The sequence below is a fragment of the Heminiphilus faecis genome, assembly GCF_008728965.1.
Classification (GTDB): domain Bacteria; phylum Bacteroidota; class Bacteroidia; order Bacteroidales; family Muribaculaceae; genus Muribaculum; species Muribaculum faecis.
Genome location: NZ_VSMC01000001.1, coordinates 121050 through 143739 on the forward strand (window position 1 = coordinate 121050; position 22690 = coordinate 143739).

General features: G+C 49.3%; 20 protein-coding genes. 10 read left to right on the forward strand and 10 right to left on the reverse strand.

Features of this window, described 5'->3' with window-relative positions; all coding sequences use genetic code 11:
• The first annotated feature begins 226 nt into the window (after nucleotides 1-226).
• From FW767_RS00445 to FW767_RS00465, 5 genes are read left to right on the forward strand one after another with little or no spacing between them, the layout of a single operon-like run.
• Entirely contained in the window at nucleotides 227-1084 is an 858-nt protein-coding gene (locus FW767_RS00445; RefSeq protein ID WP_205523752.1) for a TraB/GumN family protein, read from the forward strand.
• A gap of 10 nt (nucleotides 1085-1094) precedes the next feature.
• On the forward strand, nucleotides 1095-1949 hold the full coding sequence (locus FW767_RS00450; RefSeq protein WP_121698424.1) for an ATP-binding cassette domain-containing protein: 855 nt from the start codon (nucleotides 1095-1097) through the stop codon (nucleotides 1947-1949).
• The gene (locus FW767_RS00455) at nucleotides 1933-2718 is read left to right on the forward strand and encodes a hypothetical protein (protein WP_147438708.1); all 786 of its coding nucleotides are present in this window, start codon (nucleotides 1933-1935) and stop codon (nucleotides 2716-2718) included. The genes FW767_RS00450 and FW767_RS00455 overlap by 17 nt, the downstream gene beginning before the upstream one ends.
• Before the next feature lie 8 nt (nucleotides 2719-2726).
• Nucleotides 2727-3074 (forward strand): GntR family transcriptional regulator, encoded by a 348-nt coding sequence (locus FW767_RS00460; RefSeq protein ID WP_121698426.1) that lies wholly within the window; start codon nucleotides 2727-2729, stop codon nucleotides 3072-3074.
• A 40-nt stretch (nucleotides 3075-3114) separates the two neighbouring features.
• Nucleotides 3115-3594 carry a PH domain-containing protein gene (locus FW767_RS00465; protein WP_121698427.1) on the forward strand — a complete coding sequence of 160 codons (480 nt, stop codon included), beginning with the start codon at nucleotides 3115-3117 and terminating at the stop codon, nucleotides 3592-3594.
• A gap of 50 nt (nucleotides 3595-3644) precedes the next feature.
• Here FW767_RS00465 and FW767_RS00470 read toward each other — a convergent pair whose 3' ends face one another.
• From FW767_RS00470 to FW767_RS00490, 5 genes are all read right to left on the reverse strand, one after another.
• On the reverse strand, nucleotides 3645-3848 hold the full coding sequence (locus FW767_RS00470; protein ID WP_147438709.1) for a hypothetical protein: 204 nt from the start codon (nucleotides 3846-3848) through the stop codon (nucleotides 3645-3647).
• Between the two features lie 26 nt (nucleotides 3849-3874).
• On the reverse strand, nucleotides 3875-4315 hold the full coding sequence (locus tag FW767_RS00475) for a hypothetical protein (RefSeq protein WP_121698428.1): 441 nt from the start codon (nucleotides 4313-4315) through the stop codon (nucleotides 3875-3877).
• Nucleotides 4308-5468 carry a DKNYY domain-containing protein gene (locus tag FW767_RS00480; RefSeq protein WP_205523753.1) on the reverse strand — a complete coding sequence of 387 codons (1161 nt, stop codon included), beginning with the start codon at nucleotides 5466-5468 and terminating at the stop codon, nucleotides 4308-4310. The genes FW767_RS00475 and FW767_RS00480 overlap by 8 nt, the downstream gene beginning before the upstream one ends.
• Nucleotides 5469-5799: 331 nt before the next feature.
• Nucleotides 5800-6804: an ATP-binding protein gene (locus FW767_RS00485; protein WP_205523754.1), complete on the reverse strand. Its 1005-nt coding sequence runs from the start codon at nucleotides 6802-6804 to the stop codon at nucleotides 5800-5802.
• A gap of 419 nt (nucleotides 6805-7223) precedes the next feature.
• Nucleotides 7224-9617 carry a TIM-barrel domain-containing protein gene (locus tag FW767_RS00490; RefSeq protein WP_121698074.1) on the reverse strand — a complete coding sequence of 798 codons (2394 nt, stop codon included), beginning with the start codon at nucleotides 9615-9617 and terminating at the stop codon, nucleotides 7224-7226.
• A 90-nt stretch (nucleotides 9618-9707) separates the two neighbouring features.
• Here FW767_RS00490 and FW767_RS00495 point away from each other — a divergent pair, with 90 nt between their 5' ends.
• Nucleotides 9708-11141, forward strand: coding sequence for an alpha-amylase family glycosyl hydrolase (locus FW767_RS00495; protein WP_121698073.1), 1434 nt, complete (start codon nucleotides 9708-9710; stop codon nucleotides 11139-11141).
• A gap of 48 nt (nucleotides 11142-11189) precedes the next feature.
• On the opposite strand, the gene FW767_RS00500 is transcribed toward FW767_RS00495, so the two are convergent.
• The 3 genes from FW767_RS00500 to FW767_RS13430 form a co-directional block, all read right to left on the reverse strand.
• The gene (locus FW767_RS00500; protein ID WP_121698072.1) at nucleotides 11190-11798 is read right to left on the reverse strand and encodes a ribonuclease HII; all 609 of its coding nucleotides are present in this window, start codon (nucleotides 11796-11798) and stop codon (nucleotides 11190-11192) included.
• Nucleotides 11799-11807: 9 nt separating this feature from the next.
• On the reverse strand, nucleotides 11808-12272 hold the full coding sequence (locus FW767_RS00505) for a response regulator transcription factor (protein WP_121698071.1): 465 nt from the start codon (nucleotides 12270-12272) through the stop codon (nucleotides 11808-11810).
• 149 nt (nucleotides 12273-12421) lie between these two features.
• Entirely contained in the window at nucleotides 12422-14242 is a 1821-nt protein-coding gene (locus FW767_RS13430; protein WP_121698070.1) for a Na/Pi cotransporter family protein, read from the reverse strand.
• A 144-nt stretch (nucleotides 14243-14386) separates the two neighbouring features.
• Here FW767_RS13430 and FW767_RS00515 point away from each other — a divergent pair, with 144 nt between their 5' ends.
• Together FW767_RS00515 and FW767_RS00520 are read left to right on the forward strand one after the other, a co-directional pair.
• Nucleotides 14387-15445 carry a linear amide C-N hydrolase gene (locus FW767_RS00515; protein WP_121698069.1) on the forward strand — a complete coding sequence of 353 codons (1059 nt, stop codon included), beginning with the start codon at nucleotides 14387-14389 and terminating at the stop codon, nucleotides 15443-15445.
• 113 nt (nucleotides 15446-15558) lie between these two features.
• Entirely contained in the window at nucleotides 15559-16635 is a 1077-nt protein-coding gene (locus FW767_RS00520) for a DUF4421 domain-containing protein (protein ID WP_121698068.1), read from the forward strand.
• Between the two features lie 8 nt (nucleotides 16636-16643).
• On the opposite strand, the gene FW767_RS00525 is transcribed toward FW767_RS00520, so the two are convergent.
• Together FW767_RS00525 and FW767_RS00530 are read right to left on the reverse strand one after the other, a co-directional pair.
• On the reverse strand, nucleotides 16644-18956 hold the full coding sequence (locus FW767_RS00525; RefSeq protein WP_121698067.1) for a TonB-dependent receptor: 2313 nt from the start codon (nucleotides 18954-18956) through the stop codon (nucleotides 16644-16646).
• A gap of 52 nt (nucleotides 18957-19008) precedes the next feature.
• Nucleotides 19009-19347, reverse strand: a complete 339-nt coding sequence (locus FW767_RS00530; RefSeq protein ID WP_121698066.1) for a hypothetical protein — start codon at nucleotides 19345-19347, stop codon at nucleotides 19009-19011.
• 116 nt (nucleotides 19348-19463) lie between these two features.
• Between FW767_RS00530 and FW767_RS00535 the strand changes: the two genes are divergently transcribed.
• The gene (locus FW767_RS00535; protein WP_121698065.1) at nucleotides 19464-21971 is read left to right on the forward strand and encodes a glycosyltransferase family protein; all 2508 of its coding nucleotides are present in this window, start codon (nucleotides 19464-19466) and stop codon (nucleotides 21969-21971) included.
• A complete protein-coding gene (locus tag FW767_RS00540; RefSeq protein ID WP_147438683.1) occupies nucleotides 21968-22687 on the forward strand; it encodes an O-methyltransferase in 720 nt (239 codons plus the stop codon). Before FW767_RS00535 ends, FW767_RS00540 begins: the two co-directional genes overlap by 4 nt.
• Nucleotides 22688-22690 lie beyond the last annotated feature (3 nt).

The window sequence follows — 22690 nt, forward strand, 5'->3', positions numbered from 1 at the left end:
AAGGTGTTTGTTTAGGTTAGTTGTTTCTCAAAATTAGACAATTAAATTATATAACACAATAGTCCTCGACAAATATTTATAAAATTTCCTATAATTATTTTTTTGATATTAAAATTTTATTATACCTTTGCAGCATGATAGTGTTGCACATGACTACAACACCGCATCAGAAAAAACAATTTATAATCCTAATATATTAATGATGATGAAAAAAGTATTATTTGCAATGGCACTCCTGCTGTCAGCAGGTGCAGCAAACTCTCAACTCCTGTGGAAAATCTCCGGTAAGGACGCAAAAGGCGACTCCTACCTGTTCGGCACCCATCACATAGCGCCCGTGTCGTTAATCGACACCACCGCCGGGCTTAAAGACGCTATCGCCGGAGTAGACGCCGTATATGGCGAGATAGACATGTCGGAGATGACATCGCCCTCTGCCCAGCAGGTTATCATGAGCGCAGCCATGGCTCCGGCCGACAGTACAGTCACCAAACTGCTCACCGCCCAACAGATCGACTCTGTAAACGCCGTACTCGGCAAGTACACCAACGGCATGCTCAAACTCGACCAGCTCGCCATGTTCAAGCCCCGCATGATCGACACTCAGCTCGGCATGCTTCAGAGCATGGTTGCCTTCCCAGAATTCAACGGACAGGAGCAGCTTGACAACACCATACAGTTAAAAGGACGCGAACTCGGCAAGAGCATAAAAGGCTTCGAAACCCTCGAACAGCAGATGAGCATGCTTATGGGCGGCTCAATGGCCGAGCAGGCATCGGACCTGATGGAAAGCGTAAGAAAAGACGGCGAAGCCTCTGACAAGGCCCACAAACTCGCCGATGCCTACATGAGCGCCGACATAAATACAATCGAAAAAATGTTTCTCGACCCGGACCTCGGTATGGACGAAAAGACCCGCAGGATGCTCATCGACGACCGTAACGCCGACTGGCTCAAGCAGCTGTCATCCATACTTCCCTCCGAAAGTGTGTTCATAGCAGTAGGAGCCGGGCACCTCATCGGTGACACAGGCCTCATCAAGGAACTGCAGAAAGCAGGCTATACAGTAACACCTGTAAAATAAGCATACAATAATGATAGTTCTAAATAACCTAACCTACCGCTACCGCAAGGGCGCCGAGGCCCTGACAGATGTCTCGGCGTCCATAGGGCCCGGCATCCACCTTCTCCTCGGCGAGAACGGAGCCGGCAAGACTACCTTGCTTCATGTGATGGCCGGCCTGCTCTATCCCTCATCGGGAGAGTGCCTTATAGACGGTGAGGACGCCTCGCGACGTCTGCCCTCAGAACTCTCGCGCATGTTTTTCCTCGGTGACAACATGCCTTTCCCGGCCAAGACCATCAATGAGATGTCGCGTATACATGCCGTGTTTTATCCCGGGTTTGACCCCGTGCAGCTTCAAGAAAACCTCAAGTCGTTCGGTCTTACGGGCGATGAACCTATAGCAAAAATGTCACTCGGCAACCGCCACAAGTCACAGGTGGCCTATGCTCTGGCATTAAGAACCGATATACTACTTCTTGACGAGCCCGCCAACGGTCTGGACATATCGGCCAAACAAGCGCTTCAGTCTATGATTGCCTCCAACGTGAACGAAGAGCAGACCGTGATAATATCCACCCACACGGTCAACGACTTCACAAACCTCTTTGACGGAGTGATTGTACTTTCGCGCAGCCACATGCTAATGGCCATGAATGCCAACGAAATAACATCGAGAGTCACATTCACCGTATCGTCCATACCGGCGGTCAATCCGATATATGGCGAGACTCGTATCAACATGTTCCACTCCATAGTCGAAAATACTGACGGCGAGGACTCCGACATAGACTATATACTGTTGTATAACGCCATAATGAACGCTTCGTCGCGCCCACGCCTCCTCCAACTGCTAAACAACAACGACAATGAACAGCATGATTAACTCCATACCCGTCAACGGCTCCTTCTCATGGCGGCGTTTCGTGGCCGTGGCCCGCTTCTATTATCCCCGGCTTCGCATACAGATATTGGTATACCCATTGATAGCCGTATTTTTTTCGATATGCATAGTCATAGCCACCAATTATGAAAGCTTTGAACTGCTGACCGCACCCATAGTCATGGCCATAAATGCCATGATAGCTTTCGGCCCCATAACATTTGCCTGCCGCAAAGGTCTTGAGACAGAGACTGTACTTCCGGCCACGGCAACCGAAAAGTGCACCTTCATACTCTTTTACGGGCTTGTAGCGATACCTCTCCTTATATTGCTGCCTATGCTGCTCATGTACTTCATACTGCCTGTGGACCGATCACTTGAATATATCATTCAGCTCATATCCAAGTCACAGAATATGTTCATTTCGAAGACCTACGGGTTATCCTTGATTCAATATTGCGCCCCGGCCATTACATGTCTTTGGTCTGTAATGGCACTAAAAAACAACCGAGTGGTCATGGGTATCGTATGGACATTTGTCTACAATACCGTATTAGGTATTACTGGAGCTGTCTACGGCGCTTACATGGCATTCAAGATCGGCTTCAAGGACGGAATGTACGGCGTGGACAAACTCGACACTACGGCATTAACTAATGCGGTTATTAACGGTATGACACCTTACATGACTATCGTGAGTGTAGTTATATTGATTTATTGTATCTTTGCATTATACAAGACTTGCCAAAGCATCAAAAACCGACAAATGTAAAGGGAACTATGGATTTTTCTAACAACAAACCCATATATAAGCAGATCATCGACTATTGTTACGGCAAGATCATGGCCGGAGAATGGTTGCCTGATGCCCGTATTCCCTCTATAAAAGAATTGTCGGTCACAATGGTGGTCAACAGCCGCACGGTACTGAAAGCCTATGACGACATGCAGGCGCTCGGAGTGATATACCAGCGGCGCGGTATGGGCTACTACGTGGCTCCGGAGTCACGCGACATAATATTGACCGAACGACGGGCTGAATTTTTTGAAGAGACCTTACCGGAAATAATGAAAGAGATGGACCTGCTCGGCCTTACATGGGACGACCTTATAGCCCGCTCCCATTAAGTCAAAAATGACAATAGTAGTACATAATTAGCCGTACATAATGAAACAGCAAGTTAAAATAAGCACTTACTCGATAGTCATCAACATCATCGCACTAATCGTAATTGGTGCGGTGATGTTGATAAACCTGAACCGTGGCAACATGTGGTTTGTATGGACTCTCGCAGGACTGCTTCTCATCATTTTTTCGGCAGCACTGTTTTATATGCCGCTGTCTATATCGGTCAATGACCGTGAGTTGTGCATCAACCGGCCGCTTAAAGTCAAAAGCATAGCCTTGGACAACATAGCATCGGTTGTTCCATGTCCACCTACCATGGGTGAACGGCGCATATGCGGCAGTGGCGGATGGTTTGGCTACTGGGGCTGGTTCAGCGAACGCGACCTCGGAAAGTACTTCGCCTACTATGGCCGGGCATCGGACTGCTTTCTCGTCACGCTCAAAGACGGACACCGCTACATGCTCGGATGCAGCAACCCCCAATCCATCATCGACTACATCAACAACCACATCAAATAACCAATCCAACCCGTCAATGTATTTCCTTCGTGGATTAAATTTGAAATTATTTATTTGGCTATTATAATCAGAAGCACTGCAAAAAACAGAAAGCCAAGAAATCCGTTAGTATGGTCGCTGTCGACATAGTCTATATCTCTGGAATCTTCCGAACCATAGCGGAGCCGGCATGACACTTTCTGCCCGCCACGGAACAGCCGCAGCCCCAATACCGCCCCCCGGTTCCGAGATGCAAAATAATTGATATGCTCCATGAACGTATAAACATCTCAATTATGATTCATCTAAGAATCTGCCGTATAAAAACCGCATTACTGTCAACTCCCGCACTAACAACAAGATTGTATTCCGAAGGAATATATATTGTGTCACCAATCGCAACAATTGGTGTCGGGATGTTTATACGCCCTGAAAAACGCCACTCTCTTCCGTCAGAATTGCGCTTTATTCTGCGCGATATTATCCAAGGGCCGAAAGTTGAGCGTAGAAATGAATAATCCGACTTATAACAGATTATATCTGGCAGTTCAACATAGACAGTATCATCTATTGAAATTATCGTATGTTCTCCCCACCAAATGAGCGTGTCCTGAACTTCTTTTGGCAAATCGGAATATACAACCCTTTCGCCATCAGTATAATCTATGGAACGATTGCATCCAAAACAAATGCCAATCGCTCCAAAAGCTATAATACCTGCAATCTTCTGCCACTTATTCATATAATTTGCCGTATTTCTTTTTCAGATATTCCCTGAGTTTCGGAGAATCTTTGCCTTTATACACACGGTTACGATCGAATACAGTCCAACTGTCACCATCCGGGAAATCTACCTTTTCAAAACTGGCTGCATCGGCACCGGGAATTATAGAATCGTTCCAAAATACATGCTTGTCATCTTTTCCATAATTGAAATCGCCTCCCATAGTTCCTTTATTTCCGGAATAATATGATGAGACCGGTACCGGTCGGAATGTCTTTGGATCTGCACCGTTAACCAATTTATTACTCCACCATACGTGTGACTCATCCTTATACCAGTTGTCGGAAATATGCTCGAACGTTGCGACATCAGCATCCTGCAGTATATGAAAGTCTAAATCATAAATATTTATTCCGTCAGAATACATCAATCTTCCTATTTGAGAAAGCTTAGTGTAATCTTTTATCTGTGTAGGCATTTCTCTTTGGTAGGCTCTATGCTTATCCTGTCCTATATAGAAATCCACCTCTTTGAATGTCGCCGGATCAGCCTCCGGAATCTCCTTCCCCATAAAAAATACTCTATATTTATCAGCGGCATAGCACCCTGATTGAATCGGCCTTTCAGCGTCTATGGGATGAAATGTGGCATAATCAATATTTGGAATAACCGTTCCATTCAAATAATATCCATTATTCTTATCTTTTCCCCAACTTGTATTTTCACCTGATTTATCTTTCAAAATTTCGAATGATGATTTATCTCTGACATTTAGCGCTTTGCCATTGTTATAAAAGTCCTTTTTGTCCTCGGTCAACTCATAAGAATGAATCTTGAAAGAGGTCGGGTCGGCTCCTTTCATCAACACCCCCTCATCATATACGTTAAATTTATCGACAGCAAATCCTTTTTCCAAGACTCTAAATGATTGGCAGTCCGCTCCTCTTATGATATCCCCCCGATAAAATGCGTATGTTTTATCACGGCCATAATCATCGTTCAATATCTCAAATGTTTCGGGGTCGGCATCAACCTTTTGTGAATTGTGCCCGCTACCTTCGTTCCATGTGTGCCATGTCACTTCTTTACCGTCGTTTTTATATCCTATTGAGCATGACACGAAAGTAAGCAATACAAAAGTTACTGCGATAAGAACGATTGATTTCTTCATAGCTTGCAGACTTTTAAGGTTAATATGAGCAACCGACTTTGCGCCCTGAGGTTGTTGGAGAGAGCAAAACCAACACATAGAATCAGTATCTTATAGAGTGTTGCCATATGCAAAGCTACAACAAAAATTCGTGACCCTGTGATAATAGGGCAAGAAAATCCGCATTCCTCGGCAGCCACCATAAAAATGCTTACTCCAAAATCACTCATGAATGAATGCGCAATAGCGACATCATTCAAATCATCTTCTTAAAGTGCTTTTTCAAGAATAGATTTCATATCTGAATGTAGAGAGTTATAGAAATCCTTAATTGGCATAATTGTTATATTTGTTATATATTGTATTGTAATTCCCAGTGGCCACCTTTCTTGGAACCGACATACTGGACTATATCGGATAGAGCGGCGAGTTCGCGCTCGATTGTTTTCGTGGCAACACCGATTGTGAAGGCTATTTCTGCTCTTGTGGTCTGCGGGTTCTCGCTGATGAGAGCTATGATTTGCTGCTGCCGCTCGGTTAAATTTTTAGCGACATTTTTAGCGACATCCGTCTTTTCCGCTTCGCGGGTTTGTAGGTCAAAAGTTACTTTGACGGAATTAATTGTTGTCTCGATATGCATGGGGCGATTGGTTACTTCTTGCCAACGCTTGAGCTTACGGAGTCCGTAGCCGAGATTTTCTGAGAGATGTGCAAGACGGAATAGTTTTGCTATCACCGGATTGCGAGGCTGGGATTCAAACGAGCTTTCCATTACATCCAATGGCATCGGCATACCGCCGGGATTTAGGAATTCGATGCGGTCGTCAAAAACATGGATGCAACTCCGTCGTGGGCTGAAGTGGTCGGCATGAGCCATCTGATTCGCCATTGCCTCGCGTAGTATGTCATACTCGGAGAAATCTTCTACCGACTGTCCTCGCTCGTTGATACCAACCATCGGAGTATTGACGAGTGTGCGGAGGCGACGAAGAATAACGCGGCTCGCTTCCCAAAGATTCTGCTGTTCCGGGATGCGGTAAGTATAGTTTTTAGTCATTGCCTCCAGACCCGTACCGGGTATCTCGACATAATCGGCGCAGAATGTCGGAACGAAGTTGAAGGTGTAAGGACTCTTGCCAAGCATTATCAGACCGCCGTAAGTCAGTTGGCCGGAATGGTCGGTGATTCCGACACCTTTACAAAAATCCTCATCGCTCACGCTGTCAAGATGTGAAACCAAGCCCCAATGACGCACTTCGCCTCGGAAGTCGGTCAATGCATCACGGTTAAGCATATCGATGTTGGTGTCAGGAATGGATTTCTGCGACTGGATGCCAAATGACTGATCGCGAATCATCGACATTATTTCGGACCAATGTAAAAATACGGTTGTTAAACAACGACTATGTTTGTTGCAGGGACGCCAGTAGTACGGCGTCAGGCTACAACCCGTATGGCCATCCGGATTCGCGGGCGCCGTACTACTGGCGCCCCTACATGCCTGTTGCATTTTACACTTCAACCGGGTTTTGCCACTGATTCACTATTTCCTGCCGGGGTTCCGGGTATGTGGCATCGCCGGCGCCATCCGAGTCTGCGGCTCGGGCATACACATAAAATAAGCGAGGCGATGCCATCCCGGTATCGCCTTGCCTGATAATAAACCAATCATTATCACATTTCTTGCAATGGAAAAAGTAATTTTGCTATGTACCTATAAAACGTCGGGGCGCATAAATGGTTCATATGTCCCGACGTTTTTTTTGAAAAATATTTTTATTTTTTCTTTAACAGTTCTATTTTCAATGGTTTAGATGCAGCATATCTAATTTTAAAAATGCAATCTTTTTCATCGTCCATGAAACTTTGACGCTTGCCGTCGACAAACAGACCGCTGTAAGCCCCGGCCATACCGGGCAGCACAAATGTAAACTCACGCACATCGGGCGCTCCGGCATATGCTCCATCGGCATTTATCTCAATCAAGGTGCGGCCGCTATCGGAACTTCCGGCAAATGAAATCAGCACATACTGTTCACTTGCCAACGATGACGGCGACATCCTGTCGTCCTCATACATTATATACTCGCTGTCGACGTCGCCGCGCGGATAGTACAGCACGGCATAGCGCGAGACATCGTAATCGCCGGTATTTTCCATAGCATAATCAGCCTGCGGTATGAAAGCGCCGGCTCGCACAAAGAGCGGCAGTACGTCAAGCGGAGCCTCGTAGACGATTGTGTCAGGACCGACATATGTGGCTGACGGATTGTTGTAGTCGACCCACTCGCCGGAAGGTATTATGACACTGCGCGACGTTGCCCCCTTTTCAAGCACCGGAGCCACCATGACCTCGTCGCCCCACAGATATTGGTCGGTGACATTGTCAAGAAGCGAGTCGGCCGCCACGTTAAAGTTCAGCGGACGCACAAGCGGGTAGCCTTTGGCCGAGTTTTCATAAGCCAAAGTGTAGTTGTAAGGCAACCAACGGTAACGGGTCTTGACGAGATCAAGCAGAATATCGGCTTGTTCGGGATAGCAGTACGGCTCGGCGAAACGCTGGGCGTGAGTGCGCAGTACGGGAGAGAATGCGCCGAGCTGCACCCAACGCACATAAAGTTCCGGATCAATCGGAGCTGTTTCGTCAATGGCAAACCCGCCTACGTCATGCGACATGTAGCCGAGACCGCTCAGTCCGGAGTTAAGCATAATCTTCACCTGAGGCTGAAGACCGCCCCATGAACGCGACACATCGGTTGACCACGGAAACACACTGTAACGCTGCAATCCGGCAGTGCCGCCACGCATGAGCGTCATAAGACGTGTGTCGGGATACTCGTCGCGGAACAGGTCATATATTATCGAGCTCCACACATTGCCGTATACGTTGTGGTACTCACGGGCGGTTTCACCGTTGGCATGCACGATGGTCTCGGGATGCACCTCCGGCTCACCGAGGTCGCCCCACCAGCCGGCCACACCTTCGTCGGTCAGCTTACGATAACGCTCGCGAAGCCAGCGGCGGGTATCGGGATTGGCCACGTCAAACATACCGGCCTCGCCCACCCATGTGGTGACGTCGTTTATATTTCCCTCCGCATTCTTTGTCAACATACCCTGCGATGCAAGCAGGTTATAATTGTCGATAGCCCCGATTTTATTAATATAAGGCTGCGATATTATGACAGTGTTCACACCATCTTTTTTAAGGTCGGCAAGCATCTTTGCATGTTGCGGCCACTGCTCCTTGTTCCATTCAAGCCGCCCCATGTCGGTCTCCTTGCCGTACCAGTACAAGTCGAGCACCACACCGTCGACAGGATATCCGGCTGTTTTAAGCGTGTCGATTACCCCGCGAGTCTCGGATTCGGTCTTGTAACCGTACTTTGACGTTATATAGCCGAGCGACCAGAACGGCGGCAGCGGCTGACGACCCGTCAGAGCCGAGTATCGGTCGGTGACTCCCGCCATCGTACCGCCGCCGTAAATCATATAATATGAAACCGGAGCTTTATTCTCGGTCGAGTAAGTTATCGTATCGCCGAGTGTCAACCGGGCGGCGGCATAATCATCAAAAAATACCCCGTAACCTTGTGAGCTTACAAACATGGGCACGCATATGTTCATCTGGCTTATACGCGGATCGCCCTCGGTATATCCGTAGTTCTGCCGATTGTACATAACCAAAGTGTCACCGTCGAGCGCAAGGCTGTGACCGCGCTCGCCGGCACCGTAAAAGCGTCCGGGCATACCGGGCACAAGAGTAAGCACACGCTCGTTGCCGGCGGTTTCGCGCATACCGTCGTCGCTAAGCAGGATACCGCTTTCAGCGCCGAATACCACCGCACCGCTTTCAGCATCGACGGTAGCCGTCAGCCCTGAAGGAAGCGTCATGACTGCCGATTCAGGACCTAAAGATAATGTACCTTCACATTTATTTCGCGGCATCACTACGGCCTGTGTTACGGCGGCGGTTTCTCCCGGCGCGGTATTTGTCACATGGATTATAAAATCGTCAACGGCTCTTACCGTAACTCTACGGCCGTCGGCGGCAATTGCCGTGACCGTACAGTTGTCACTGTCAACCGTGACAGCCGCCCTTGACGTGACTGCAACTGCCAGCATCATCACCGGCAATATGGCTGCCGTGATTTTCATTTTTACATTCATCGATTTATGGCTTTAATTAATAGAGACATGCAAATATACGAATTTTAATGTATCTTTGTGATGTTAACCATATAATCAAGCGATTTAAAGATGAAAAAAATTTTGTTTCTATTCCTTGCCGCCGGTGTGTTCACTTTCATAGCGGCTGCATGCACACAGAAGAAAAAGTCAGAAAAAGCTCAGGCTTCCGCCGACAGCACCTTTACCACCGTAAAACAGCCCGAATGGAGCCGCAACGCGGTAATCTACGAAGTCAATCTGCGCCAATACACCGACAGCGGCACAATAACGGCATTTGACAGGGAGCTTCCACGCCTAAAAGAACTCGGCGTCGACATATTGTGGTTCATGCCCGTATATCCTATATCACAGGACGGTAAAAAAGGGGAGCTCGGCAGCTACTATGCCGTGCGCGACTACAAGGCATTTAATCCTGAGTTCGGCACTATAGAACAATTTAAAAACACCGTAAAAAAAGCCCATGACCTCGGCATGAAAGTCATACTCGACTGGGTGCCCAACCATACAGGCCGCGACAACGCTTGGGTCAGCGAACATCCCGAATGGTATGCAAAAAATGAAGCGGGCGAGATGTACGGACCCTATGACTGGACCGACGTCTACAAACTCGACTACGACAACAATGATATGCGTGCCGCTATGGTCGACGCGTTCAAATTCTGGCTCACAGAGGCCGATGTCGACGGTTTCCGGTGCGACGTGGCCGGCGAAGTGCCCACCGACTTCTGGGACAAGACCCGTCCGCAACTCGACTCCGTAAAGGAAGTATTCATGCTTGCCGAAGCAAGCAAACCCGAGCTACAGAAAAACGGCTTCAACATGGGCTACAACTGGCCTATGAAAGACCTCTTCAGCGAAATAGCCGCCACCGCAGGCCAATATACATTCAAGGACGCACAAGGCAACATGCGCACGTTCCCTAAAAAACATGCCGTGGACATAGACTCGCTGCTTTCCTTGCAGGACCTCGAATATCCACGCGACACCTACCTGATGAATATGATAACCAACCATGACCTCAACTCATGGGAGGGCACCGAACAGGAGCGTCTCGGCAATCTAACCGACGCGTTTGCAGTGCTCAGCTACACGCTTCCGGGCATGCCGCTCATCTATACCGGCCAAGAGACGGGCCTCAACCGCGCCCTCGAGTTTTTCAAAAAGGACACTCCCCCCACATGGGAACCCCGCAACAGCTACTTCGAATTTTACAAGAAACTCAATCACCTGAAACATACACAGCCCGCTCTGCAGGCAGGTATAAACGGGGGTGAAATGGTTCGCTATCCAACAACCGACAACAATCTGTACATATTCAGCCGCGCCGTCGACAATACATGTGTATATGTATTTGTCAATCTCGGCAATGAAAATGCCGAAGTAAAATACACCGGCAACGCTCCCGCACCCAACGAAACCACTATAAACTTCTTTACCGGTGCGACTGAAGCATTTCCCTCGTCGCTCATGCCGGGCGAATACAAAGTCTACGTAAACAGATAGTCACGTATAACACGCTCCATAAAACGGCTCACCCTCTTTCGGCTATGGTCAGAAGAGGGTGAGTTGTGTATCAAGCAACCTGAATGACATACGGTGATAAGGCGAAGGTCCGTAATCGGCTATGGCCTCACGGTGATCCTTGGTCGGATAGCCCTTGTTGACATTCCATCTATATTGCGGATACTCCTCGTGTATGCGGCGCATAAACTCGTCGCGGTGGGTTTTGGCAAGTACTGAAGCGGCCGCTATATTGCCGTAGCGTCCGTCGCCTTTCACAAAAGTCTCATAAGGAATGTCTTTGTAAGGAGTGAACCGGTTTCCGTCCACAACTATGGCCCCGGGCACATCGGACAGCGCCTCTACAGCGCGGTGCATGGCGAGTATGGAGGCACGCAATATGTTTATCTCATCAATTTCGGCGGCATCTACCACGCCTACGGCCCAAGCTACAGCCTCGGCCTCTATTATCGGACGCAGTATGTCGCGTCGACGCTCTGTAAGCTGCTTGGAGTCATTGAGAAAAGGATGTCGGAAGTCATCGGGCAATATAACGGCGGCAGCATATACAGGTCCGGCAAGACATCCTCGCCCGGCCTCGTCGCAACCCGCTTCATTGCGTCCGGCTATATAACATGCAGGAAGTGCTATCGGTGTCATCTATGCTCACTAATATACGTTGCGATGCAACAATGTATTAATTCTCGACCTAAGCTCTTTCATGGAAAACGGCTTCAGTATGTAATCGTCGGCACCGTTGTCAAGTCCGTCTATAACTTCGCTTTCATCGCTAAGACTCGCACAGAATATAAGAGGAGTACGTGACGTGGCCTTGTTCTGTTTAAGATACTGCGCCACCTTTATTCCACTCAATCCGTCCATCGTTATGTCTATGAGAAAGAGGTCGTACAATGTGAAATCGGCGTCCAGTGCGTCATCTGCATTGTTGAACACAGATACGATAAAACCGTCCGCTTCAAGATTGTAACGTATCAACTCACATATCAACGGGTCTTCATCGGCAATGAAAATCCGCTTGGGTGTGTCCTGCAATACTTCCGTTTTGCGAGAATGTGATATAGTCTTAGGCATTTTCTTCATGAATGAATCCACATGAGGGCCTTGAGCCGTCATAAATGTGCTATGTTAATAACACAAAAATAGATACAGCCTTTAACTAAATCAAACTCCGGTAACATGATTGTAGCACCACAAGGATATTTAACCGTTCTTCAATGATATCGTAACAACGGCAACATCATTGCCACTCCTTTGTAAAGATATCAGATAGCATGACGGCGGAAATGATCGCGTATGGTATCGACTACATTTATTATATAGTCGCCCATCTTCTCAAGGTCATTTATGATGTCCATATAGTAGATACCCGACTGATACTCGTATACGCGGTTGTTGATGTTCTCCACATTGTTGGAGCGCAACTGATTGCGCAGATTGTTGATTTCACGCTCTTTGTTGTAAGATCGTATTATGTCGACCTCGCGCACCTTCTCTACATCGCCGAGGAGTATGAGCATGTCGGCCATAGCCTCCTTTACATAACCGAACATGGTGTCGATATTGCGGTAAATCAGCTCGTCAAACTCCACACTGCTCTCCTGCTTGCGAAGCAATATCTTGGCGCATCCGAAACAGCTGTCTGCTATACTCTCGATTTCACTGACAATGTTGAGCATGGCTGCTATATGAAGCTTACCTTCATTAGACAGGCGTCCTTCTGCACACCGGTTGAGATAGTTGGCTATCTCAATCTCCATACGGTCGGAAATCTCCTCATATTTTTCAAGCCGCGAGAACAGTTGCGAGAACTCCTCGCTCTTCTCTTTGGCATGTATAAGCGACTCCGCCATAGATATCATGCGGTTGACACGCTGCGCGTATACCGTCATCTCCTTCTCGGCCTGAGCTATATTCAGCTCCGAGGCACTCAACAGACCTCCGGATATAAACTTGAGCTGAAACTCCTCATCCTCCTTGTGCTTGACAGGCACAAGTTTTTCGACAATCTTCACATATACTCCCGTAAGCCATATCATTATAGACAGGTTTATGAGATTGAACACAGTGTGAAACATCGACATACCGAACGACACACTGAACTGCATGGTGGCTATACGGGCGAGCACGGGATGTTCGCCGGGCAGACTCCCGTCAAACAGGCTGTTGTAAAGCTGCGGATCAGTGGCTTCCAGATTATTGACAAAAGCAAACAATGACTCGGGATTGCCCTGCCCCATGGCTTCGGTAATCCAAACATTAAGATTGACAAACGGATAGAATACACACATCGTCCACAGCACACCCAGCATATTGAAAAGCAAATGCCCCATGGCCGTACGTTTTGCGGCCACATTTCCGCTCATTGAAGCAAGCAGCGGGGTTATCGTGGTACCGATGTTGCTGCCGAGAACCACGGCACATCCGAGGTCAAACGTAATCCACCCCTTTGTACACATGATAAGCACGATGGCAAACGTAGCTGCCGACGACTGTATGATAGCCGTCACTATTATGCCGACAAAAAGAAAAAGCAATACCGAAAGATAGCCCATCGAGGCATAGCGTTCAAGAAACGCAAACATATCGGGATTGCTCTGCAGGTCGGGAACATAGTTGCTTATCATGTTGAGCCCCATGAACAGGAACGAAAATCCTATAAGAAACTCACCGATGGACTTTGTACGGCTCCTCTTGCTGAAAAGCAACGGCACTGAACATGCTATAAGCGGCAATATGAAGACCGACGTATCGACCTTGAAGCCGAACAGCGCTATAATCCAAGCGGTGAACGTCGTGCCTACATTGGCGCCGAATATGACTGCCATTGACTGGCCGAGCGTCATAAGGCCGGCGTTGACAAAACTTACCACCATCACGGTGGAAGCCGATGAACTCTGAATAAGTGCTGTAATGGCAATTCCGGTGAGAGTTCCCGTAAAGCGGTTACGGGTCATTGCCGACAGGATGTTGCGCAGACGGTCGCCCGCGGCTTTCTGCAGCCCTTCGCTCATTACCTTCATACCGTAAAGGAACAAGCACACAGAGCCAAGGAGAGCTAAAAAGTCGAAAAATGTATAGTTCATTACTGTGGTAAAATGGAGTCCGTTTTACGGAGACAAAGTTATAACAAATCTTTTGCATTTTATAAATATTGTCAATATATTTTAATGATGAACATAACCGCGACAAAAGGCGTTTCAAATTAAAAATCGTAAATTTTTTATGTTATGAGATTTAAAGTATTATCATGTCTGCTTGTATCGGCGGTTCTCTTCGGGGCGTCAAAGTCCGATGCCTGTTCACGTATATTATATGTAGGCGACACTACATCCGCTTCAGGTGAAGATGTGCTCCGCATAGTAGGACGTTCACTTGACTGGAAAACGCCTATACCCACCAACTTGTATGTATATCCGCGCGGCATGTTCAAGAAAGGCGATGACAAACCCGGAGCGGTCACATGGACATCAAAATACGGCGCCGTATATGCCGTGGGATATGACGGCGGCATAACCGAAGGCATGAACGAAAAGGGACTCGTGATCAACGGACTGTTCTGCAAAGGCACCGTATATGCCAACGAACAGACGGCAGGACGCCCGGGAATGTCGCTGTCCATGTTTGTCGGATGGCTCCTCGACATGAACGCCACTACCCCCGAAGTGGTCAAAGTACTCAAAGAACACAATTTCAGCATATCGGGAGCCACTTTTGACGGCGGCACAGTGTCAACACTCCATTGGGGCATAACCGACGCGCAAGGCCGGTGCGCCATACTCGAGTTTGACCACGGCACCGTAAAAGTTTATGAGGGGCAGGACATGCCGGCCATGACCAACGATCCGCAGTTTCCTTCAATGACAGCGATCAACGATTATTGGCAGAAAGTGGGTGGAGCCAACATGCTTCCGGGCACTGTGAAGAGTCCCGACCGCTTCGTGCGCGGATACTTCTTCCAAGAGCATGTTGAGAAGACCAACGACCTGAATACGGGTCTGGCCATAATCCGCAGTATAATGGCCAACGTATCGGTGCCTTATCTTTATACGGTACAGACCGAAGCCAATGTATCATCGACCCAATGGCGTTCTTATGCGGACCTGCGCGACTGCCGCTACTACTTCGACATAGCCACCAACTTAGGCATATATTACATAGACCTTAAAAAGTGCGATCTGCGCAAAGGCGCCCCGGTACTGCGTTTCGACACCTCAAAAACTACGGATGCAATAGGCGATATTACTCCATTATTAGTAAAACATGCGCCTTTTACACCCATGTATTAAATAAATTTATTTACTTTGCATACCGTTTGCCATGCGGCACAGCCGCCATGGGTACTATCACTATCACTCAATTGATTTAAGTGCACATACTGCGCGTTGTAATAATACTGTTGATGTCGTCGGCTTCACTCGCCCTTGGCGCGACCGAGGCCGACAGCATCATGCCCGTATCAGGGCCAAAACATTCCGGCAACTGGATAAAGCAACTGGTTGACAACGGTTTCAAGCTGCATGACCCGTCAATCAATTACCCGCGATTCGCACGCTTCTGCCTGAAAGTCTACGACTGGGGCGACCGCACGTTCAATTCCTACGACTCGACCTACGTGGTATCGACCGGGAAGAACTGGAAAATCACCGGTAAAAGCTATAACTGGGCTGAAAGCTACTTCATGCAGTTTACCGGCAACACACGCCTGCACATGATATCGGAGATATACAGCGACATAGGAGCGTCAATCGGTTTCATGGCAGTGAACGTAGGCCATACCTTCAATGCCAACGACCTGTTCGGAAATCCCGTAGCCTCACGCAAAAACTGGGACTACAGTTTCACAAGCGCGCTGTTTGCCGCTTCGATAAACTACACATCGACCGATGGAGGAGTACGCATAACAAAATTCGGCGATTTCAACCTGCAAGGTCACTCGTTTGACTTCAACAGTGTCAAACAGGAGACCACCAGCGCCAACATGTACTACTTCTTCAACCACAGGAAGTACTCACAGGCGGCAGCCTACTGCTACTCGAAGTATCAGCTCAAAAGCGCCGGTTCACTTATAGTGGGGCTAAACTTCAACAAGCAGAACATAGACCTCGACTTCTCGGCTCTGCCATCGGACATGCTCACATACCTGCCGGGAAAGCATGACCGCTATACTTTCCACTACAAAGACTATAATATCATATGCGGATACGCCTACAACTGGGTGTTGCACCCGCGGCGCTGGCTTGTCAACGCCACGGTGCTCCCGGCCATAGGCTACCGACACACCTATGAAAATTCAACCGACGGTAAAAAGGACATGTTTTCGACCAACGTCACCGGCTTGTTTTCGGTTGTCTATAATCACCGAAGCCTCTTCGCCTCGCTGACCGGACGCTTTGACGGCAACATTTATTTCGGCAGTTCATACACATTCATGAACTCCATCGAATCGCTCAGTCTCGTAGTAGGCGCCCGGTTCTGACACAACGGTCAGAGCGAAACCGAGATTCCGGCATTGATGCAGCGCGGCAAAGCCGGACCGTATATATAGCCAGAGTCACGTGTCGGACCTATATCGAAATCGTCCTGATATGAATTAAATATGTTGCTCACTCCTGCCGATACATCGAACGTGACTCGGTTTAATATCTTGAATGTATAGGTCAGTTTCAGCGAAGCGTCGAAAAAATCAGGTGTTCGCACGGCCACATCGACAAGTGTGCCCGAACCGGCGAGATGCTGTACGGTCATCGGTCCGGTATAAGTAGCTGACAACGTGGCCTTGAGCTGACGAACTATCTCGACATTGGCTGTAAGATAGCCATACAGGTCCGGTGTACGGAACATGCGTTTTTCACCCGGCACATCAGGATTGTCGCTCCACACCTCGGGATGCTTGTAGCGGCTACGTTGCCACGTAAGCCCGCACTGCAGATCGAAACGGCTTGAAAAGAACGCCTTAGCCTCGACATTGACACCCGCCACACGAGCGCCCGAACCGTTGTAACGTTCAAGTACGGCATTGCCGGCGGCATCGGGCTCCTCAAGCTGACGCAGAGCAAAGACATCGCGCAGGTCTGTATAAAAACCCTCTACAAGCAGATTGGTCTGAACATTGCCGAAACGATGATACAGATCAGCCGATGCACTGACACTGCGGGAACTCTCTTCTTTAAGTCCGGCGGCAAGCACCGTCACCACACGCTCACCGCCCACAATAGCCACATGAAAGTCCTCATCGTAGGCCTGAGGCGAGCGGAAGCCTGTCGAATACGACAGCCTGAAGTTAAGGTTGTCGTCAGGATTGTAACGTATATTGACTCTCGGTGAGATGACCGGGTCACTGATAAGCGAGTGCTTGTCGACACGTGCACCTACAAGAAAGCCCCACCTGCTGTTGCGCCACTCGTTCTGAAGATATCCGCTGTATATATGTACTTTCTGCAGTATGTCATGATCATAGCCCAAAGTGACGTCATGAAGGCGATTGAACGAGTACTCCACACCGGCCACAAGTTCCGAAGGCATGAATATGAACCGGTCGAAAGGATGAGTCCATTGCGCTCCCGAAGTGACAACGATGTCGGAGGTACGTCCGTAAGCGTCAGGATCCATATCGGATCCGTAATAGCTCTGACGACGGGTATTCTGCATGGCCCCGAATACAGACACATGATCACGGCGGTTAGCGGGCCATATGTCAAAAGTGGCTTCAACGGCATGGATGTCATGGTCAGCCTGCTCCGCGATCATGGCCATATGGGGCGGCTGGTCCAGATTGTCGCCGCCGCGACGGTACTCACTCGTGTTGTGGTACTCAAGTGACAGGCGGCTTATGTCGGACGGACGCACAAAAGCACGTGCTCCGACGGTGCGTGTTTTCAGTTGCGCTATCTCGGTGAACCCGTCGGAGTTATCGTCATAGCCGTCGCGGTACCGCGACTGTCCGTATATGAATATACCGGCCTTGTTGTTATCGGTCACAACCGAGGCATTAAGCGTCGTGTTGTTGTCAAGCGCCCCCGAAAGGCCTATCGACGACAAGGTGTGGGCCACGCGGGCCGAGTTGGTCATAGGGTCCTTCGTGATGATGTTGATAGTACCGCCTATCGCCGAAGAGCCAAACAGCGCGGAGCCTCCGCCACGCATCACCTCGACGCGCTCAATCATATTGGCAGGTATCTGTTCAAGCCCGTAAACACCGGTCAATGCCGAAAACACAGGCCTTGAGTTCATCAGTATCTGCGAGTAGTGCCCGTCAAGACCGTTTATGCGCACCTGTGTGAAGCCGCAGTTCTGGCAATCGTTTTCGACACGTACACCGGGCTGGAAGTTAAGACCGTCGGCAAGCGAGCATGCTCCGACCGTTTCAAACAACTTACCCGTAATGACATTGACCAATGCCGGGCTCTCCCGTCGCCTCACCTCGCTCTTGGACGAGGTCACCACTACCTGATCGAGCATAAACGCATCGGGGACCACGCTGAAGTTAGCCTCTACGGTACGGTCCTTGACTACACGCACGTCAAGTGTCACGGTCTTATATCCTGTGAAGACGGCTTCAAGGGTATAGTCGCCCGGAGCAAGGTCGCGAAACACATAATGCCCCGAGGCATCGGTAAGTGTCGCTAATTTTGTGTCAAGTATCCTGACATAATAGAAAGGCATGTGTTCGCCTGTCTCTGCATCGACCACATGGCCGCTTATATTGGCATCTGTGACTGCAGCTCCTGAGGTAGCCGCAATCATGCCGAGGCAGCCCTGCGCCACAGCACAGGCCGCCACAAAAAGTTTTTTGAACATGATTTTGTGTGAAAAGTTGATGAATAGATGTCTACAAAACGGGGAGAGGTATCTATTCAATCACGGGAGGACCCCGGAGAGTGTATGCACCGGCACATGCAAGGCTGAAAGATTGTATGTCGCGACATACAAGTTCACTACACTGCACATACGCGCCGTCCACAACAACCGCCGATGTGCTTTCCATCGATGCGGCCGAGGCATTGAACTGAGCCACAAGGTCGAGCGATACGGACGAATGGGCGTGATGGCCCGACGGCATGTAAGGATGTGAGTGGGTGACCGTGCGGCCGTCGTCAGAGATATGAGAGTGCATGAACACGGTGTTTGAGAACACGAAGTTCACAAACACGCATAATAGAAGCGTACTGAGCAAGCGGTTCACTCTCATTTTCACGCTGCAAAGTTAAGGATTTTTCCTCAAACAAGCCTTATGGGAGCATATTTGTGCACGAAAGGGCATAATCACGGGATTTTTCGTTAAATTTGCCGTATAATTCAACGACTATGAAGAAATTTCTGAAAAGCAAGTCGGCACTTGCCTGTGTCATCTCGGTTCTAATAATGGCGGCTGTGTCGCTGGTATACTTCTATCCCGACGTGTTTGAAGGCAACGGCCTTATGCAACACGACGTACAGCAGGGCATAGCGCTCAGCCATGAGGTAAACCAATACAAAGCCGAAACCGGCGAGACATCATGGTGGACCAACTCCCTTTTTTCAGGCATGCCCACTTTCCAGATAACCCCGTCCTACTCGTCCAACAGCCTCATACGGTTTGCCGGCGACCTCTTCCGCCTGTGGCTTCCGTCACCGGCCGGGTTGCTGTTCATGATGATGGCGGGCTTCTTCATACTGCTGATGTCTATGAAAGTCAGGTGGTATCTGGCCCTTCCGGGAGCCATAGCATACGGCTTTTCATCGTACTTCATAATAATCATAGGGGCAGGCCATATATGGAAGTTCATAACTCTCGCCTACATACCGCCCACCATAGCCGGCATGGTGCTGTGCTACAGAGGCAAGTATCTTGCGGGAGGCGCTACCGCCGCACTCTTTGCCATGCTCCAGATATCGGGCAACCATATCCAGATGTCATACTACTTTCTCATGGTAGTGGCCGGCTTCTTCATAGCTTACGGCATAATACTGTTTCGCCAAGGAAAAGGACGACGCTGGTGGAAGGCCAACGCAGTGCTCGCTGTGGCGGCGGTACTCGCTGTGGCGGCCAACAGCCCCAACCTTTATAATACATACAAGTATTCCAAGGAGAGCATGCGCGGCACGCACAGCGAATTGTCCGACGGCGGCAACGGAGCAAGCGTCAATTCCGCAGGAGGCTTGAACAAGGACTACATAACGGCTTGGAGCTATGGAAAGAGCGAGACCTTCTCGCTGCTCATACCCAACGTCAAAGGCGGAGCAACAATAAAGCCCGAGAAAGGTGGCAACAAACTGCTTGCCCTGTCGGAAACGGATGCGGCAGAAGAGTTGCAGAAGTCGGGAGCCATAAGCGGCGATACGGCGGCCTATCTGCAGCAGCTGCCTCAATACTTCGGCGACCAGCCTATGACCAACGGCCCTGTATATGTGGGCGCGCTTATAATGGCTCTGTTTATCTTGGGCTGCATAATAGTCAAAGGTCCTATAAAATGGATGCTGCTTATCGTCACCATACTGTCAATAGCGCTTTCTTGGGGACACAACATGATGTGGCTCACCGACCTGATGATAGACCACATGCCTATGTACAACAAATTTCGTACGGTGGCAAGTATACTCGTGGTGGCTGAGTTCACAATACCTCTGCTCGCCATGCTTGCTCTTAAAGAGCTTGTAGACCACCGCAACGAGTGGCAACGGTTCAAAACCCCCATATTCATATCGTTCGGACTATGTCTTGCCATATGTGCCCTCGGCATAGCCGCGCCTTCGGTATTCGGCTCATATCTTAGCGCTCAGGAACACGAGGCCTATGTGGTGGGCGGCATAGCACAGCAGTATCCACAACTGTTCTCGGCCATACAGAGCGTAAGAATGTCGATGGTCTCTGACGACGCGTTGCGCAGCTTCCTCATCGTAGCTGCCGGAGCATGTTGTATATTCCTCTTCTTCACCAAGAAGATTGACCTGAAAGTGATGTTTGTATTGATTACGGTCATAATACTCGGCGACCTGTATTCGGTCAACAAACGCTACCTCGATACCGACAGTTTTGTGGCGCAGCGGCTTACTCATGACGAGCCGTTCCCCCTCACTGCCGCCGACCGTCAGATACTCGCCGACACCGCTATGAACTACAGGGTGATGGATATACCGCGGTTTGCCGAGGCCGCCCCATCTTATCGCCATAAGGCTATAGGCGGATATCATGCGGCCAAACTGACACGTTATCAGGACATGATAGACCGTCACCTCGGCAACTTCCAGTCGGGCAACGTAAGCCAAGCCGACATGAACGTGCTCAATATGCTCAATGCCAAATACATCGTGACAGGCGACGACAAAGCTTTTGTCAATCCTGACGCACTGGGCAACGCATGGCTCGTGGACCGCATAATATATGTAGACGGCGCCGATGATGAACTGGGTGCGCTTGACAGCATAAACCCGGCGACTACAGCCGTCAGCGACAACAAGTTTAAGGATATGCTCGGCACATCAGTAGCTCCGAAAGAGCCGGGCGACACCATATATGAGACGACATACGCTCCCAACCGGCTCACCTACAGCGTCAACACTGCGCGCGGAGGAGTGGCGGTGTTTTCGGAAGTCTACTTCCCATGGGGCTGGAAAGCCTCGGTCGACGGCAAAGAAGTGCCTGTGGCAAGAGTGGATTATCTGCTGCGCGCCATAAAGGTTCCTGCAGGCAAGCATGTGGTGGACATGCGGTTCGAACCCGGCTCCATAAGCTCTACCACGACAATAGCATATATAGCCATAATACTTATATATCTGTCGGTACTTGGAGCCATGGCTCTTTATTTCTTCCCCATGAAACGCTCCCGAAAATGAAACCGTTAAGATTGTACATGAACTCGCTGAGCCGCTACAAGCGGAGCAAAGGCTTCGGCATACACTCGCCGTTTGCCTACCGCTTCATCACGCGGGTGCTGCACGAGCGGTTGCCATATTATGCGTACTCCGAGATTATGCTCAGGCGGCATATGTCGCTCAACCTTGCCCGCAACATAGCAAGACATCCGCGGGTGATATCAATGAAAAACGCCAAACTGCTGTTTCGCATCGCAAACTTCTTCAATCCGGCGGCTATACTGCAGATAGGCACCTCTTACGGAGTATCGACGACGGCACTGCTTGACGTGTCATCAGGCTCCGGGCTCGTAATATATCCCGGCCTTTCGGCTCATCCTGACGTTTATGATAAGGTGACACACCGTTATGGCAACCGCATAACACCGTGCGGAAGCATTGCGGAAGCGACATCGACATATTTTGACATGCTAAGCGACGATAAAAGTCCGTTTATACTCATCAACTCCATTGACAGCGAAGATGAGAAAGACAGGCTTCACAGTTTTGTGCTCGACATGCTCGGACGCAACGGCACGGTCATACTGCGCAACCTCACCAAATCGCGGCTGATCGCCGACCTGCTTTCATCGCTTGACGGCGCTCTTGACCACGGCATGACCTTCACCAACGGCAATATCGCGGTAATCGTGGGATACAGCCATTTGCCAAGGCAGAGCTTTCTTCTATGGTATTGACGT